Origin of the sequence: Paenibacillus sp. KACC 21273, assembly GCF_028736095.1 — a bacterium.
In the GTDB taxonomy this organism is placed as follows: domain Bacteria; phylum Bacillota; class Bacilli; order Paenibacillales; family Paenibacillaceae; genus Saccharibacillus; species Saccharibacillus kyungheensis.
Window position 1 is genome coordinate 3,412,589 of record NZ_CP117876.1, and the last position, 16,967, is coordinate 3,429,555.

The 16,967-nt window shown below is 39.8% G+C and carries 14 protein-coding genes; all 14 read right to left on the reverse strand.

Translation table 11 applies throughout. The annotated features are described in order from the left end of the window. Positions 1-127 precede the first annotated feature (127 nt). The 14 genes from PQ460_RS14825 to PQ460_RS14890 all read right to left on the reverse strand — a co-directional run bounded on the left by PQ460_RS14825 (position 128) and on the right by PQ460_RS14890 (position 16,967). Positions 128-4,447 (reverse strand): PolC-type DNA polymerase III, encoded by a 4,320-nt coding sequence (locus PQ460_RS14825; protein WP_273615801.1) that lies wholly within the window; start codon positions 4,445-4,447, stop codon positions 128-130. 204 nt (positions 4,448-4,651) lie between these two features. Continuing rightward, complete coding sequence (proS, locus tag PQ460_RS14830) at positions 4,652-6,109, reverse strand: proline--tRNA ligase (RefSeq protein WP_273615800.1); 1,458 nt, start codon at positions 6,107-6,109, stop codon at positions 4,652-4,654. A 273-nt stretch (positions 6,110-6,382) separates the two neighbouring features. Then, complete coding sequence (gene rseP, locus PQ460_RS14835) at positions 6,383-7,654, reverse strand: RIP metalloprotease RseP (RefSeq protein WP_273615799.1); 1,272 nt, start codon at positions 7,652-7,654, stop codon at positions 6,383-6,385. 231 nt (positions 7,655-7,885) lie between these two features. Further along, positions 7,886-9,034, reverse strand: a complete 1,149-nt coding sequence (locus PQ460_RS14840) for a 1-deoxy-D-xylulose-5-phosphate reductoisomerase (protein ID WP_273615798.1) — start codon at positions 9,032-9,034, stop codon at positions 7,886-7,888. Between the two features lie 48 nt (positions 9,035-9,082). Next, positions 9,083-9,883, reverse strand: a complete 801-nt coding sequence (locus tag PQ460_RS14845; protein ID WP_273615797.1) for a phosphatidate cytidylyltransferase — start codon at positions 9,881-9,883, stop codon at positions 9,083-9,085. 55 nt (positions 9,884-9,938) lie between these two features. Next, positions 9,939-10,706, reverse strand: a complete 768-nt coding sequence (locus tag PQ460_RS14850) for an undecaprenyl pyrophosphate synthase (protein WP_274170300.1) — start codon at positions 10,704-10,706, stop codon at positions 9,939-9,941. 66 nt (positions 10,707-10,772) lie between these two features. Further along, entirely contained in the window at positions 10,773-11,327 is a 555-nt protein-coding gene (gene frr, locus PQ460_RS14855; RefSeq protein WP_274170301.1) for a ribosome recycling factor, read from the reverse strand. Then, on the reverse strand, positions 11,327-12,055 hold the full coding sequence (gene pyrH / locus PQ460_RS14860; protein ID WP_069327350.1) for a UMP kinase: 729 nt from the start codon (positions 12,053-12,055) through the stop codon (positions 11,327-11,329). The genes frr and pyrH overlap by 1 nt, the downstream gene beginning before the upstream one ends. A gap of 203 nt (positions 12,056-12,258) precedes the next feature. After that, complete coding sequence (gene tsf, locus PQ460_RS14865; protein WP_069327351.1) at positions 12,259-12,909, reverse strand: translation elongation factor Ts; 651 nt, start codon at positions 12,907-12,909, stop codon at positions 12,259-12,261. 135 nt (positions 12,910-13,044) lie between these two features. Beyond that, entirely contained in the window at positions 13,045-13,740 is a 696-nt protein-coding gene (gene rpsB / locus PQ460_RS14870; protein ID WP_069327352.1) for a 30S ribosomal protein S2, read from the reverse strand. Between the two features lie 228 nt (positions 13,741-13,968). Continuing rightward, on the reverse strand, positions 13,969-14,598 hold the full coding sequence (locus PQ460_RS14875; RefSeq protein WP_274170302.1) for an MltG/YceG/YrrL family protein: 630 nt from the start codon (positions 14,596-14,598) through the stop codon (positions 13,969-13,971). Beyond that, positions 14,595-15,194 carry a DUF6115 domain-containing protein gene (locus tag PQ460_RS14880; protein WP_273615793.1) on the reverse strand — a complete coding sequence of 200 codons (600 nt, stop codon included), beginning with the start codon at positions 15,192-15,194 and terminating at the stop codon, positions 14,595-14,597. Before PQ460_RS14880 ends, PQ460_RS14875 begins: the two co-directional genes overlap by 4 nt. A 29-nt stretch (positions 15,195-15,223) precedes the next feature. Next, the gene (locus PQ460_RS14885) at positions 15,224-15,535 is read right to left on the reverse strand and encodes a hypothetical protein (protein ID WP_274170303.1); all 312 of its coding nucleotides are present in this window, start codon (positions 15,533-15,535) and stop codon (positions 15,224-15,226) included. A 25-nt stretch (positions 15,536-15,560) separates the two neighbouring features. Continuing rightward, positions 15,561-16,967 (reverse strand): flagellar assembly protein A, encoded by a 1,407-nt coding sequence (locus tag PQ460_RS14890; RefSeq protein ID WP_273615791.1) that lies wholly within the window; start codon positions 16,965-16,967, stop codon positions 15,561-15,563.

Here is a 16,967-nt window from a genome sequence, read left to right on the forward strand (position 1 = left end):
CACTCTTCACAAAACGGTTTTATCTTCCTTATCACCTTAAAATTATATCATAATTCCAAAGGAGTGACAAGTAAATAACCTTGACTACACAGCGCTAGCGCTTGATGTAATCTTATCACAAGCTTTCTTAAAACAGCGACAACTGATTACTTTCTGGCAAGCCACGGAAGCAACCCATTTGAGTCATCAATTCTACAATCGTTTTACTTGCTTTGGACTTCTGTTGGAAATCTTCTATCGATAAATATTCTCCATGTTGGCGTGAAGCTGCAATATTACGTGCTGCATTATCACCAATACCCGGTACTGCGGAAAATGGAGGAATTAAGCTATCTTCATCCACTGTAAATGTTGTCGCTTCTGAGCGATACAGATCAACCGGTTGGAATTTGAATCCACGAGCTGTCATTTCCAGTGCCATTTCTAGCATCGGAATCATATTCTTTTCTTTGGTTGGCGCTTGGAATCCCATTTGCTCAATCTCTACAATTTTGCGATAGATCGCTTCGTATCCCTGACAACATAGATCAGGATCAAAGTCTTCAATCCGCACTGTAAAATAAGTCGCATAATATTGGATCGGATAATACAGTTTGAAGTAAGCCGTCCGCACTGCTGAAATAACGTATGCAGCCGCATGGGCTTTCGGGAACATGTATTGAATTTTAAGACAAGAATCAATATACCATTGTGGTACTTTGCATTTCTTCATCTCATCGATCCACTCTTGTGATAACCCTTTACCTTTACGTACACTCTCTGTAATTTTAAAGGCAAGACTGGCATCCATACCTGCTTTGTAAATTAAGAACAACATAATATCATCACGACAACCAATAACCGTTTTGATATTACATGTATTATTTTTGATCAAATCTTGCGCATTGCCTAGCCATACTCCTGTTCCATGAGATAGACCGGATATCTGTAACAAATCGGCAAATGAAGATGGTAAAGATTCAATCAACATCTGACGTACAAATTTGGTACCCATCTCAGGCACACCATAAGTCGCTACAGGGCTACGCAATTGTTCTGCTGTAATTCCTAATGCTTCTGTCGAGTTGAACATACTCATGACTTTAGGATCATTCATTGGAATTTGAGTTGGATCAACACCAGTCAAATCCTGCAACATCCGCATCATCGTCGGATCATCATGTCCCAGTATATCAAGTTTGAGCAAGTTCGCTTCAAATGCATGATAATCGAAATGAGTGGTTTTCCATTCTGCTGTCACATCATCCGCTGGAAATTGAACTGGTGTAATATCTTCGACATCCATATAATCCGGTACAACAACGATACCGCCGGGATGCTGTCCTGTACTCCGCTTAACGCCTGTACATCCAGACGCAAGACGACTGAGTTCAGCATTACGCCATTTTTTCTGATGTAACTCTTCATACTTTTTGGCAAATCCAAACGCTGTTTTCTCGGCTACAGTACCAATCGTACCTGCGCGGAATACATTTTTTTCGCCAAATAATTCTTTGGTATAATTATGAGCTTTCGGTTGATAATCTCCAGAGAAGTTCAAATCGATATCGGGAACTTTATCCCCTTTAAATCCTAAGAACGTTTCAAATGGAATATCTTGACCTTCCCCTTTAAGCTTACCATTGCAATCAGGGCAGTCTTTATCCGGTAAATCAAATCCACTAGGAATACTACCATCTAAAAACCATTCGCTATGTCTGCACTCTGGATTGGTACAGATATAATGAGCAGGCAATGGATTTACTTCAGAGATCCCCAGAAATGTTGCTACTACTGATGAACCTACTGAACCCCTTGAACCTACTAGATATCCATCTTGATTTGACTTTTTAACCAATTTTTCTGAAATCAAATAGTTGGCAGAAAATCCGAACTTGATAATAGGCTCTAATTCTTTTTCAAGACGTTTTACTACTACATCTGGCAGATCTTCACCATAAATAGATTTCGCCGTATCATAACAAGTATTCCGAATTTCTTCATCTGCTCCATCTAAAATCGGTGTGAATAATTTATCAGGGAACAGTTCAAATGCTTCAAAACGTTCTGCTAATGCTTGCGTATTAGTGATAACAACTTCTTTTGCTTTGCTTTCACCCATAAAGCTAAATTCTTCTAGCATTTCATTGGTAGTGCGTAAATGAGCATCCGGTTTACGTTGATCTTTAAGCGGGCTAAAACCTGTAATTCCGTTAATCGTAATATCGCGGAACAATTTCTGTCTTGGTTCTAAATAATGAACATTTCCTGTAGCCACTACAGGCTTTTCTAATTTAGCTCCAATATCATAAATCTTATTTACTGCAATCTCTAACTCACGAGGACTTGCAACCAATCCTTTGTCTACAAGATGCATATACATCGTTAACGGTTGAATTTCTAGTACATCATAAAATTGAGCGATTTCTTCTGCTTCTTCAACCGATTTGTTCAAAACAGCTTCGAAAAACTCTCCCTTTTCACAACCAGACAGTACGATTAATCCTTCTCTATATTCAGTCAACACTGACTTAGGAATACGAGCTACCCGTTTGAAATACTGTGTATGCGATAAAGTGACTAATTTGAATAGATTCTTTTTACCAATCTCATTTAATGCATAAATGCCACAATGGAAAGGGCGCACATTGGATAGATCCTGTCCTACAAATTCATTTAACCGATCCAAACGAGTTAAGCGACGCTCTTTATCCGCATCACTTAATAAGCCGAATAAGATTCCTCCAAGCGCTATCGTATCATCTATCGCCCGGTGATGACTTTCCAGCGAAACTTTATATTTGGCTGCTAATGTATTCAGACGATGATTTTTCAATGTTGGATAAAGTAAACGGGCAAGTTCAAGTGTATCGAGTACCGGATTTTCCATTTCAGGTAAATCATGATTTTTGAGTGTTGCTTGAATAAATCCTATATCAAAACGCGCATTATGCGCAACAAGAATACCATCGCCAGCAAATTCTACAAATTCACGAATGACTTGATCAATCTCTGGCGCTCCGCGAACCATATCGTCTGTAATATTCGTCAATTGTTGAATATTATAAGGAATACGTTCATGCGGATCGACAAAAGTAGCATAACGATCTAACTCTTTGCCATCTACCATTTTGATCGCCGCAATTTCTATAATTTTGTTCTGTGTTACAGATAAACCTGTGGTCTCTATATCAAAAACGATATACGTAGCTGTTTTCAGATCAATCGGTTGAGGATTGAGTACAATCGCTACAGCATCGTTCACTACATTCGCTTCAAGTCCATACATGATTTTGATACCATGCTTTTTAGCTGCTTTATAAGCTTCTGGATAACATTGAACTCCGCCATGATCGGTTACAGCAATCGCTGAGTGTCCCCATGCTGCCGCTGTTTTCACATATTGATCGATCGGTGTAATTCCATCCATCGAACTCATTGTCGTATGCAAATGGAATTCAACGCGTTTTTCATCTGCATCATCTTTGCGTCCAGCCGGTGCTTTGACTTCACTAAGATCAGACGGAATCATAACAAGTTCCGGTATCGTCATAAAGCGATCATATTCCACTCTACCGCGAGCTTTCACCCATTTACCATTAGCCAGTAGATTCATAATTTTGAGATCTTCTTTATTTTTGGCGAACATTTTCATTTGTAATGAGTCACTAAAATCAGTTAAGAAATACGTGAATAATGTACTACCGTTACGAAGCTCTTTGCTTTCGAGTCCGAAAATTGTTCCTTGAATCGTAATTTTCTTTTCTTCGTCTTGAATATCTTGTAGCGGTGTCGGTTGCTCTTTGATCTCATAACCGACTTGCAAACGAACAGGTTCTCCATCTGCATCGGTATCTTCTTCAAACTCAGATTCCATACTGGTCATCAATTTCTCGATTTCTTCCAGTTCTTCTTTGCGACGTTGTACATGGAATTCTTCTACCGCTTCTGTTGTATTCTCCCCGACTTGAAGCTTGATCCGCAAAGTCAGATTAAAATAATCTTGATAAAAACGAATAATCGCTTGATCGATTTGTTTCTTTTTAGCTAGTTCCAATGACATATTATCGCTCATCGTCACTGTGACGGTATGATCATCTACCATATATTTTGCACGTGTCATCCAACCGTTGACCGAAGGAATTTCGCGTTGTACCCATTCCAAAAACATATTCCAATATTCTTCTACAATCTGTACAACATCTACAGCTTCATCATATTGAAAAAGAAAACGAATTTTCGCGATATGTCCCATTTTCTCCTGAATATGCAAGCAAAATGCACGATAGGTAGGTGCTGCGACTAATGTTTCTTTAGCAATCACGATTTTCCATTCTTTGTTACTACGACTAATCTCTACACGATCAATCATCCCATCTGCAAAATGAGGCTCCATTAATCCAGCAGGTACTTGTGCCTGATTCATTAACAGCTCGAATCGTGTTCTTTTCTCTCCACTAACGCTCATAAGATCCCCCTTTCCAAAAAGCAACAAGCCTCCACAAAAGTTGGTATCAGACTGCCGTCTACTCCACTCTGTTGGAAGCTTGCCTGCTTCAATAGCTTTGAACCTTTAGCTATATGTTCATTTCAGCCCTATACCAACAGCAGCTAGAAATTGAATTGTACATATAATTGATCTACCTGAATAGATCTTGTATGACCAAATATCTTAATACGCACGAGCGAATACAACAGTGTGTTTCGCTGGCTCTCCAGTTACTAGACATTTTTCTTTTTGAACATCTAATTGGAAAGGAATATTACGGATCGTTGCTCCTGTTTCTTCTTTAACTTTGGCTTCGGATTCGATCGTACCATCCCAGCCTGCGATAAAGAAGCCACGTTTTTCTTCCATAATAGCTTTCATCTCATCTAGTGTATCTACTTCATGCATGTTTTCTTCACGGAAAGCCAGTGCACGATCATACATTTCTTGTTGTACTTGCTCTAACATATTTTGAACTTCTGTAACGATATTTTCAAGAGCGACTTGTTTTTTCTCGCCTGTAATACGAGAAACCAATACGCATACTCCATTTTCCATATCACGAGGTCCAATTTCCAGACGAACCGGAATACCGCGCATCTCGTACTCGTTGAATTTCCAACCTGGACGTACATCTGCACGATCATCAATGCCTACACGTACACCTGCTTTTTTCAACTCGGCAAATAATTCGTCAGCACGTCCTACCACCATATCACGTGTTTTAGGAGGGCCAATCGGAATAATCATGACTTGTTTTGGAGCTACTTTAGGAGGCAATGCTAATCCACGATCATCACCATGCACCATGATCAGCGCACCGATTAGACGTGTACTTACACCCCATGATGTTGTATGTGCATACTCTTGTGTATTTTCACGACTTAAGTACTGAATTTCAAATGCTTCCGCAAAGTTAGTACCCATAAAGTGAGATGTACCTGCTTGTACTGCACGTCCATCTTTCATCATAGCTTCGATCGAATACGTATCACGTGCGCCTGCAAATTTCTCAGAAGGGCTCTTCTGTCCTGTAATTACAGGGATGGCTAAGAAACTTTCTACAAAGTCACGATATACTTCAAGCATACGCATAGTTTCTTCACGTGCTTCTGTTTCTGTCTCATGAGCTGTATGACCTTCTTGCCACAAGAATTCACTTGTACGTAAGAACGGTAATGTACGTTTTTCCCAACGAACAACGTTTGCCCACTGGTTAATCAATACAGGTAGATCACGGTAAGATTGAATCCATTTAGAATACATATGTCCGAACATTGTCTCTGATGTAGGACGGATTGCCAAACGTTCTTCCAGCTTATCTCCACCTGCTTCAGTTACCCATGGCAACTCAGGGTTAAATCCTTCAATATGCTCTTTTTCTTTTTCAAAAAAGCTTTCTGGAATAAACAATGGGAAATATGCATTACGATGACCGGTTTCTTTGAAACGGCGATCTAGATCTTGCTGAATATGTTCCCAAATTTCGTATCCATCCGGGCGGAATACGATACAACCGCGTACAGGTGAATAGTCCATTAATTCAGCTTTTTTGATCACATCAATATACCAGCGTGAGAAGTCTTCACCTTGTGGTGTAATTTCAGTTACGAATTGTTTGTCCTGCTTATCATTCGACATAAAAATGGATATCCTCCTGTAAGTAACCAAATATTTAGCGAGTGTACATCAATAATGGTAGCATCGATATCTGCCACTATTGCTCACTCATTTTATCTTATTGTATCACGATTGGTAGTGCTTGTTGAATGATTTCAGACAAAGAAGCAAAAGAGTGAGTATTGCAACATCCTTCAACTTTACGCTGAGGCGTACATGTTGCATTTCCACCCTTCTGCTTCTGTGGTCTTTCCTTTAGTATATCATGTCTGTCTAGATGTTAAAGGAGAGAAATTATCCTTTAATTAAACGTACAATATCATTATAAGTTACAGCAATCATAAGCAAGAATAACATTCCGAATCCGATTAAATGAACCAGACCTTCTTTGCTTGGTTCAAGTGGCTTACGACGTATCCATTCCACAAGTAAGAAAATCAAACGACTTCCATCTAATGCTGGAATAGGTAGCAAATTGAATATACCCAAGTTGGTACTGATTAGCGCTGTCCACAGAATCATACTGTCGAGTCCTTGTCTAGCCACTTCAGTCGTTACTTGAATCGTACCTACAGGCCCTGCAAGATCATTCAGATGGAACTGTCCGAAAATTAGCATTTTCAAACTTGTCAAAATCGTTGTACTCATATCGATAAAACGTTCACCTGCATAGCTGAATGTTTCACCAAATGAAGCTGAACGAGTCTGTGGTTCTACTGCTACACCGACTTTACCTACATTTTTTTCATTGGCTTTCGGAGTAATAGTCACCGTTTGTTCTTTACCACCACGTTCAATCGTCCATTCCATTGGTTTCCCAGCAGAAGATTCAATCAAACTAATCATTTTCACAGAATCCCCAGCAATGTTAGTTCCGTTAACCTTTTCAACTAGATCGCCTTTCATCAGTCCACTAGATTGAGCAGGAGAATTAGAAGTAACTTGACCCAAAATAACGCCAGTCGGATTCTCAACAGGTACACCTGTCATACGTACTAAGATCAGACAAAGAATAAAAGCAAGAATAAAGTTCATCGCCGGCCCTGCAAAAATAGACAATGCACGTTGACCTACAGTTGCACTATTAAACTGACGATTACGCGGTGCAATCTGAATATCTTGACCTTTAATCGACATCATCGCTTTGGGATCTACATTAAAAGTTTGAATATCACCATCAACATCCAGTACAATTTTGAGATCGTCTATAATGTCTATCGATTGTACTTCACCACGAATTACATTTTTGCGATTATCTAATTGATCTACAAAAATCGTTTTTACCACTTCATTTGCTGTGCGAATAGCGATCGTCTGTCCAGGCTGAATCTCAACCAGTTCAGGATCTTCACCAGCCATACGTGCGTAACCACCGAAAGGTAATAGACGCAATGTAAATACAGTTTCATCTTTTTTATATGAAAACAGTTTTGGGCCGAAGCCAATAGCAAATTCGCGTACTAAAACTCCTGCACGCTTGGCAAAATAATAATGCCCCCACTCATGCACCGTTACAATAATAAAAAACATGAGTACCGTCATAACTACTACTTGAAGTGTCTCCAAATCGCCAAATCCTCCTTTTTCGCTTGCGACCGAAGGTCTGCACTTTTAGATTATCACTTTTGTACGGTCTGATACAAGCAGAGCATGGCGAACATCAAGAAATAAATTCCATTTCTGTTGATAATCCCGGTTATAGGCATAATCGTAATGATACAAAACCACTACCGCATAATCGATACGAAACGTCTATATTCTGATCACTTCATGATTTAAAACATATGATCTTCATACTTATAATACTGAAAATGCACTTGCTCTCGCTCTTGTCTGTGCATCAGTAGCATAAATAACTTCCAGTTCTGGATTGGCAATCACTTCATGCTGTTGTAGCGCATCTGCAATAATGTCTTCAATCAGCAAGAAAGGAATTTCTCCATTTAGAAACCGAGAAACTGCAATTTCATTAGCAGCATTAAATACTGTAGGAGCTGTACCGCCCAGACGACCCGCTTCAAAAGCCATACTCAAGCAAGGAAAACGAACATAATCCATTTCACGGAAATTCAATTGCCCGATCTGAGCTAATGACAGACGCGAAGAAGGAGCTTGCTGACGATCCGGATAAGTTAAAGCATATTGAATCGGTACACGCATATCAGGATTACCTAGTTGCGCAATAATACTCGTATCTACAAATTCAACAAACGAATGAATAATACTTTCAGGATGTAGCAGTACAGAAATCTGATCATACGGCATATCAAATAACCAGTGTGCTTCGATCACTTCTAGTCCTTTATTCGCCATCGTTGCAGAATCAATTGTGATTTTAGAACCCATAGACCAGTTAGGATGCTTGAGTGCATCTGCAACAGTCACATGCTTCAATTGCTCTCGTGTACGATCACGAAATGAACCACCTGAAGCAGTCAACGTTAATTGATGTATACGTTCACGAGGTTCTCCATTTAGACATTGAAATAATGCTGAATGTTCGCTATCAATCGGCAACAATTGAACACCTTTTTGTCTAGCACGAGCTGTCACTAAATGTCCTGCTGTTACCAATGTTTCTTTGTTAGCCAGACCTATCGTTTTGCCAGCATCAATCGCTGCTAGTGTAGAAGGAAGACCCATGCTACCCATCACTGCTGTTACTACTGTATCGGCATCTGTTCCGGCTGCAATTTCAATCAGCCCTTGCTCGCCATAAAATACTTGAATATGAGCAGGCAATTGCTGTTTGATCTGTTCTGCTGATTCTTTAGAACCTACAGAAATTTTAGATGGCTTAAATTCCAACACTTGCTGCATTAACAATTCTATATTGTTGCCTGCTGCAAGTCCTTCTACTTCAAAAGCTTCAGGATGAGCACGTACAACATCTAATGTTTGAGTACCGATTGAACCTGTAGAGCCAAGAATAGCTAATTTTTTCATTGTGCACCCCGTTAGATTACAATAGGTTATCGTTTAAATGATTATTTATTAAAAAGGTAAAAGGAACGCAATATGAACAAGCGGAAATACCATTAACCAGCTATCACAACGATCCAAAATGCCACCATGACCAGGTAATAATTTACCAGAGTCTTTGATTCCATAGATACGCTTGTATGCCGATTGAATCAAGTCACCCATTTGTCCTACTACAGCCGCAGCAATACCTATACATATCGCATTGGTCATTGGAAGTAGTTGTGGTGATATCAGTGAAAAAATAACAGCCACTACAATAGCAAATACAACTCCACCAATCGCACCTTCCACTGTTTTGTTAGGGCTGATTGAAGGCCACAGCTTATTTTTGCCCAACATTTTGCCTGTAAAATAAGCTCCAATATCACTAGCCCAAATCGAAGCAAGCAACATAAAGGTCCAGAATAATCCATGTCCATCTGGTGTCTGACGTGTATCTGCAATATATGCAAATCCTGTACCTATATAAACGGCTCCGATAAACAGTAGCGCCATTTGTTTAATATCCACTTTATTTTTGGAAATAACAGTAATGGATAACAACAATAGCATCACAATCCACATACTGTGATCATTAGACAACGGCGGTTCAAGATTCATTAATGTCCATGGGAAAAGCATATACAGTACACTAATATATCCGATTACTGCCGGTGCTCCAAACGGAGTCGACTTTGTCATGATTACAAACTCATAATATCCAATAAGAGCCATCACCACCAGCAGGCCATGATAAGCATAGCCACCGAGCAGGCAAAGCCCTAAGTAGAGTGTTCCGGCTACAATGCCAGTGATTATCCGCTCTTTCACAATCCATCCTCCATCCGAACAAATGGATATCCCCTGCCATTGCAGAGATTCCCATTCATTTCAAACCACCATATCTACGAGTTCTACGCTGGTATTCTACTACCGCTTCGATCATATGTTGCTTGCCAAACTCTGGCCAAAAAATAGGAGTAAACCACAATTCTGTATAGGCAAGTTGCCACAACATAAAATTACTCAGGCGAAGTTCTCCGCTTGTTCGTATAAGTAAATCAGGATCAGGCATCCCTGACGATTGCAAAACACGTTCAAAACTGTCAGAAGTGATATCTTCTATACGCATTGTACCGTTTTGTACCGCTTGTGCTACTTCTTTAACACCTTCAGTAATTTCATCACGACCTCCATAATTCAGAGCAAATGTAAGTACCAGCCCTGTATTATTAGCAGTATCGCGAATCGCTTTTTCCAAAGGCTCTATCGTATGAGGAGGCAATACCTCTTTGTGTCCCATCAAACGAATCTGTACATTTTTTTCAATCAATTCATCCAATTCAGATACTATAAATTCACCAGGAAGTTTCATCAAAAAGTCAACTTCCTCTTTGGGTCTTTTCCAATTTTCAGTAGAGAAAGCATACATGGTTAAATATTGAACTCCCAAGTCATCCGCAGCAATTGTGGCACGCTTTACAGCCTTCATACCATTTTGATGACCCATTACACGCGGTAATCCCAAACTTTTCGCCCATCGTCCATTGCCATCCATAATGATAGCGATATGCTTTGGAATATTATCTTGCGAAAGCTCGGCGGAAACCTGTAGCTCTTCCTTTTTCCACCACGAGCGAACACGCTTGAGCATCACTTTTCCTCCATGCCAGTAGTGAAAAGAGACAAACCCCACCTATTCGGAGGGGTCGTAAGTCTCTTACACTTCCATAATCTCTTTTTCTTTTGAAGCAAGTACATTGTCGACTTCCGCAATGAATTTGTCCGTAAGTTTTTGAACATCTTCTTGGTGACGACGTGATTCGTCCTCAGAGATATCTGTTTTTTCTAGCTTTTTGATATCGTCATTTGCATCACGACGAATATTACGAACCGCAACTTTAGATTCTTCGCCAAACTTTTTAGTTAATTTCACTAATTCAGAACGACGCTCTTCTGTCAAAGCAGGAATACTCAAGCGTACGATGTTACCATCGTTAGCAGGTGTAAGACCCAAATCTGACTTCATAATCGCACGTTCAATATCAGCTAAAGAAGATTTATCCCAAGGCTGAATAATCAATGTACGAGAATCTGGAGTACTGATATTAGCCAATTGATTAAGAGGTGTCAAAGCACCATAATATTCAACTTGTACACGATCTAAAATAGAAGATGAAGCACGTCCAGCACGAAGCGTGGATAGATCACGACTTAACGCTTGAATCGCTTTTTCCATGCGTTCTTCTGCACTTTTTTTGATTGATTGAGGCATTAATCTACACTCCCTTTGACGATCGTCCCGATCTTCTCGCCGAGCACGACCCGTTTGATGTTTCCTTCTTCGGTAATCGCAAACACGATGAGTGGAATATTGTTATCCATACATAACGATGAAGCTGTAGAGTCCATTACACCTAGATTTTGGTTCAAGATATCCAGGTATGTAAGCTGTTCGAATTTTTGAGCATTTTCGTCTTTAAATGGATCTGCTGAGTAAACGCCATCCACTTTGTTTTTCGCCATCAAAATAACTTCTGCTTCGATTTCAGCAGCACGTAAAGCAGCTGTTGTATCTGTAGAGAAGAAAGGATTACCCGTACCCGCTGCGAAAATAACGACACGACCTTTTTCTAAGTGACGAATAGCTCTTCTGCGAATATAGGGTTCTGCGATTTGTTGCATTGCAATAGAAGTCTGCACACGAGTAGGAACTTCAATTTGCTCTAATGCATCTTGCAAAGCTAAAGAATTCATTACAGTAGCAAGCATACCCATATAATCGGCTGTCGCGCGGTCAATACCATTTGCGCTACCCGCGATTCCCCGCCAGATGTTGCCTCCTCCACATACAATCGCAACTTCTACACCCAACGCGACGACTTCTTTGATCTGATTGGCAATTGAGACGATTGTATCGGCATCAATACCGTATCCGTTTTGACCCGATAATGATTCACCGCTGACTTTCAAGACAACTCTTTTAAATACAGGTTTATTCAATTGTATACCCTCCACTTTGTGAAAATTAGTCCTGATGGTAATAAAGCCGGATAGGGCGCTAATACTGCCTGTTCCGGCTCTGCCATGAGGTTCTCGGAATGATAAGATTTTACAAAAGAAGGAACACAGTCTGTGTCCCTTCCTTCTGTTCTATTCTTAAATCGTGTTCCGGTTATTGTAAATCGCTTTGTCGCTAGTCGCGATTATTGATTTACTTGTGCCATAACTTCTTCAACAAAGTTGTCTTGTTTTTTCTCAAGACCTTCACCTAGTTCATAACGAACGAAGCGACGGATTGAAATATTTTCACCGATTGTGCTGATTTTTTCATTCAACAATTGATCGATTGTTTTATCAGGGTTTTTAACGAAAGTTTGCTCCATCAAGCAATACTCTTCATAGTATTTACCGATGCGGCCTTCAACCATTTTTTCAACGATTTTTTCTGGTTTGCCTTCGTTCAATGCTTGAGCTTTCAAAATTTCTTTTTCTTTCTCAAGAGCTTCTGTAGGAACTTCTTCACGACGAACATACAATGGGCTAGCTGCTGCGATTTGCATAGCGATATCGCGTGCAAACTCTTTAAATTGGTCTGTTTTACCAACAAAGTCAGTTTCACAGTTGATTTCTACCAATACGCCGATACGACCGCCAGCGTGGATGTAAGATTCAACTACGCCTTCTGTTGCAGCGCGTCCAGCTTTACCAGCTGCTGCAGAAAGACCTTTTTCACGAAGTACGTCTACTGCTTTAGAGATATCACCATTTGTTTCTTCAAGCGCTTTTTTACAATCTAACATTCCTGCGCCTGTTTTTTCACGAAGTTCTTTTACTGCGCTAGCATTAACTGCCATTGTTGTAACCTCCATATAATTAAAAATTTAGTTTTTTTATACATCATCTTAAAAAAAGGGCAGTGAGAGGTTATCCACCTGCCAACCACCCTTTTTATTTTGTCATTCATTTAAAGATAATATGAATAGAAACAATTATGCAGTTTGCTCGCCTTGGTTAGCTTCAACCACAGCATCAGCCATTTTTCCAGTCAACAATTTAACAGCGCGAATCGCGTCATCATTACCAGGAATAACATAATCGATTTCGTCTGGATCACAGTTAGTATCAACGATACCTACGATTGGAATACCCAATTTACGTGCTTCTGCAACAGCGATACGCTCTTTACGAGGATCGATGATGAACAACGCGCTAGGCAAACCTTTCATGTTTTTGATACCGCCCAAGAATTTCTCAAGACGATCTTTTTCTTTGCGAAGCAAGATTACTTCTTTTTTAGGAAGAACTTCGAAAGTACCGTCTTCTTCCCATTTTTCCAACTCTTTCAAACGATTGATACGTTTTTTGATCGTTTCAAAGTTAGTTAGAGTTCCACCCAACCAACGTTGGTTGATGTAGAATTGACCAGAACGCTCAGCTTCTTCTTTAACAGAATCTTGAGCTTGTTTTTTCGTACCAACGAACAATACTGTACCGCCGTCAGCAGCGATGGATTTTACAAAGTTGTAAGCTTCGTCAACTTTTTTCACTGTTTTTTGCAAATCAATGATGTAAATTCCGTTTCTTTCTGTAAAAATGTAACGATCCATTTTCGGGTTCCAACGACGTGTTTGGTGACCGAAGTGTACGCCAGCTTCTAAAAGCTGTTTCATGGAAATAACTGCCATATCCATGTACCTCCTATTATTTTGGTTTTTTGTGTGCCTCCGCAAACGTCAACTTTCGGTAAAACTTTTCGTCTGAAAAGCACCTTTACCTGAAATCAGAATGCGTGTGTTTTAACACCATTAGTTAATATATCACATCAAATAGCTATTGCGCAACACCCAAATTGATCGTTATGTATATGGGATCATATTCAGACGTGAAGCCGCCTTAATAATGCAGTAATCACATTATTGAGACGGCTCATGTGTAATCTTATCAATAATCGAATCCAGATCTTCACCCGCATTTAGCGTAAAAGTACCAACCTGTAATTTAGTATTGGCTTTGAGTTCCGAAACACGATTCACAAATTCTTTTTGACTGTCGATCACACCTTCTGTTTTTAAATTATAAGCGATATCATTAAGCATTTCTCCGCTTGTAATCTTAAAAGTAGTTGGTGTATTCGGTTGTGCCGGAGAACTTGGATTACTTGCTTTAGGCGTTGTTGAATTAGTGGTCGTTTTGGTTTCTTTAGACTCTGGTGTTGTCGGATCTGCTGGCGTCGTCGGTTGCTCACTGGTCGGTTCTTTTGTAGTAGCCTGACCGTTCGCTTTTTCCTTCGCCTGTTTGGCTGCTTCTTCTTTTTGCTTTTCTTCTTGTTGCAACTGTTTCCACTCGTCGCTACTATAGACTTTCTCTGTTGAAGCATACACCTGCATATTTTGAGCTTGAGCCGCTTCTCGAATCTGCTCAGCTGTTAGCTGTGTACCATCAAGCATCGTTTGTCCTTTGCCAATATTGAAAAGTTGAAGCAATACAGCACCAATAATAATTCCTATTCCTATCCCAATCATCAAAGAACGGTTTTTAATCACGTATGATCCTCCTGTTTGGCCAACTGCAAAATCAATTGAACTTCGCCACGTTGTAAACCTACCGTTTTGGCTATTGTATCAATTGACTTCCCATTTTTGTAAAGGGCAAACAGTTCTTGATAGCGATCCTGAATACGTTCTGTCGTATCTGCTTGCTGTTCTACAATTGGCTCACTATGCTCTTGCGCCATTCGCGCAGCTGACTCTCGTAACGCATCTCCTTGCGTTCCTGTGCCCTGTGATGGCATATACGAAGGATTCTGCGTAGGAGGTATCGGCTGAGCAACAGGTTGCATTATAACAGGATCTGGCTTTTGTTCTAACTGTATCAAACGTTGTCTCATTTCGGTTAACTGCTCTTGCAGCGCTAATTGCTTCGCTGTAGACTCTTGTTTGATTTTGGAGACTAGATCAATAATCTCTTCGTTCTCTTTCTCGATCTCGGCCATATAATGTTCCAATGTATCCTCTACTTTATCGACAGTAGCCATAGACTGAGCGGTAGCTGCCACATTACGAGCTTTGGGTAACAAAAATCCATATACAATCGCGACTGCACCGATCAGAACAATATATATCCATCCTGGCAAATTCATTCAACTCACTTTTTATGTGGTTTACATTTTTAGAAAGACAAATCGATATTCTTGCCTTTGTAAGGATGTTCCGCTGGCGTAGCTTCAGGAGTAGGGTGTTCGTCTGATTGATGCTCGCTCGCCGTATAATGATGTTCTCCAGCTTCTCCATCATGAATAAAGTTGGATGACGACTCGCTTACTTCTCCACTACGGTTACGCATACGCTCTGTATGCTCATTTATTTGCTCGGCCAGTAAAGTCTGATCAATCGCTGGACGCAACAAGTGCGCTTGTTGAATTTTACTCACTTCACTGGTTCTAGGAATAGCAATTTGCAATTCAATATTTCGCATACTCATTTCAAACACCCCACCTTATGGTCAATTAATGGTTGGAAACCATCACAATATCACCATCATCATATGTGAAGCTAACACGTTCAGAGGTATCCTTAATATATTTGGTATATCGACCAATCACAACTTTGGAACCGCCAAAAATCGTATGAATCACTTCAACTTTGGCTTTTGCTGATTCTTCAAGTGTTCTTTCAATTTCCCAAATACTTTCTTTGATTTCATCATGTTCACGCAGTTGGCTTTTTTTAGTCGCCGATAATTTAATACGCAAAGCCAATTTGTCTGAACCTAGTTGTCCAGCAGAAGCAAGCTGATCGAGTAAATGAAGTGCTTTTTCTGTTTTTTCCAAATTTTCTACATGCGTTTTTAATTCTTTGCGTAACACACCTAATTGATTGCGTAGTTCAGGCAATACGCCTACTTCAATATCCGTTACTGTAAAGCTCGTATTACCAATGGTTCGCGCAACAACTGTTTCACCTGCTTGTAATTGTCCACCTACAATTAACCCTTTAGGTCCATTACAGAAAATACTTTTACCTGCACGCACGTTAGAATGCATAATACTTTGAGAAACAATTACCGCTTCACCAGCTTCTACATTTCCATCCTGGATAAATGAACTTTTGACATTGACAGCTGCTTTGACCAGACCTTTATGATAACCGATCACTCCGCCTGTGATTTCAATTGAACCACCAGCTTCTAGCTCTGCGCCTTCTACACCGCCAACAATTCTAATATCTCCAGATGCTTTAACGCGAAAATTAGATAACACATTACCACGAATAACGACTGTTCCTACAAAGTCGATATTGCCTGTATGGTAATCTATATCTCCATTCACTTCATACACAGGAAATACATTAATTTTACTTTTTTCGGTTAAAGATATCATACCATCCAAAGCAGCATATATAACGGTATGTTCAGGATTTAATACAATATTTTTACCTACTTTAAATCGAGCTTCTTTACCTGCTTTGTAAGGAATAGGTTCTCCTGTAACAGATATTCCATCTTGCCCTGGTAAAGGATCGATTTTTTTACCGATCATTTGTCCTTTACGAACATTGTTCAGCTGTACTAATTCTTTGTAGTCTACTTTACCATCTTGAGTTTCGAGTGGTCTTCTACCAACATCATCAAATGATACGGTATATTCAATTCTTCCATCTATTCCATTCACTGGCTTTTGTCCTTGAGCAACGATCACTTTGTCCAAAGTATAAGCTTCAGGATTACTAGAAATTTGTTGTAAGATGATTGAATCAATTCCATTACTCAAGCCTTGCGTACGCAAAAATCCCTCCAGTTGTTCGGCTGTGCATTCAAATTCTTGATCAAACTTAGTAAATTCAAGATAGGCGACAGATTTATCATCAGAAAAAATAACTTTTAAATACGGGTCTATTGCTAATTGAGAGGTCAC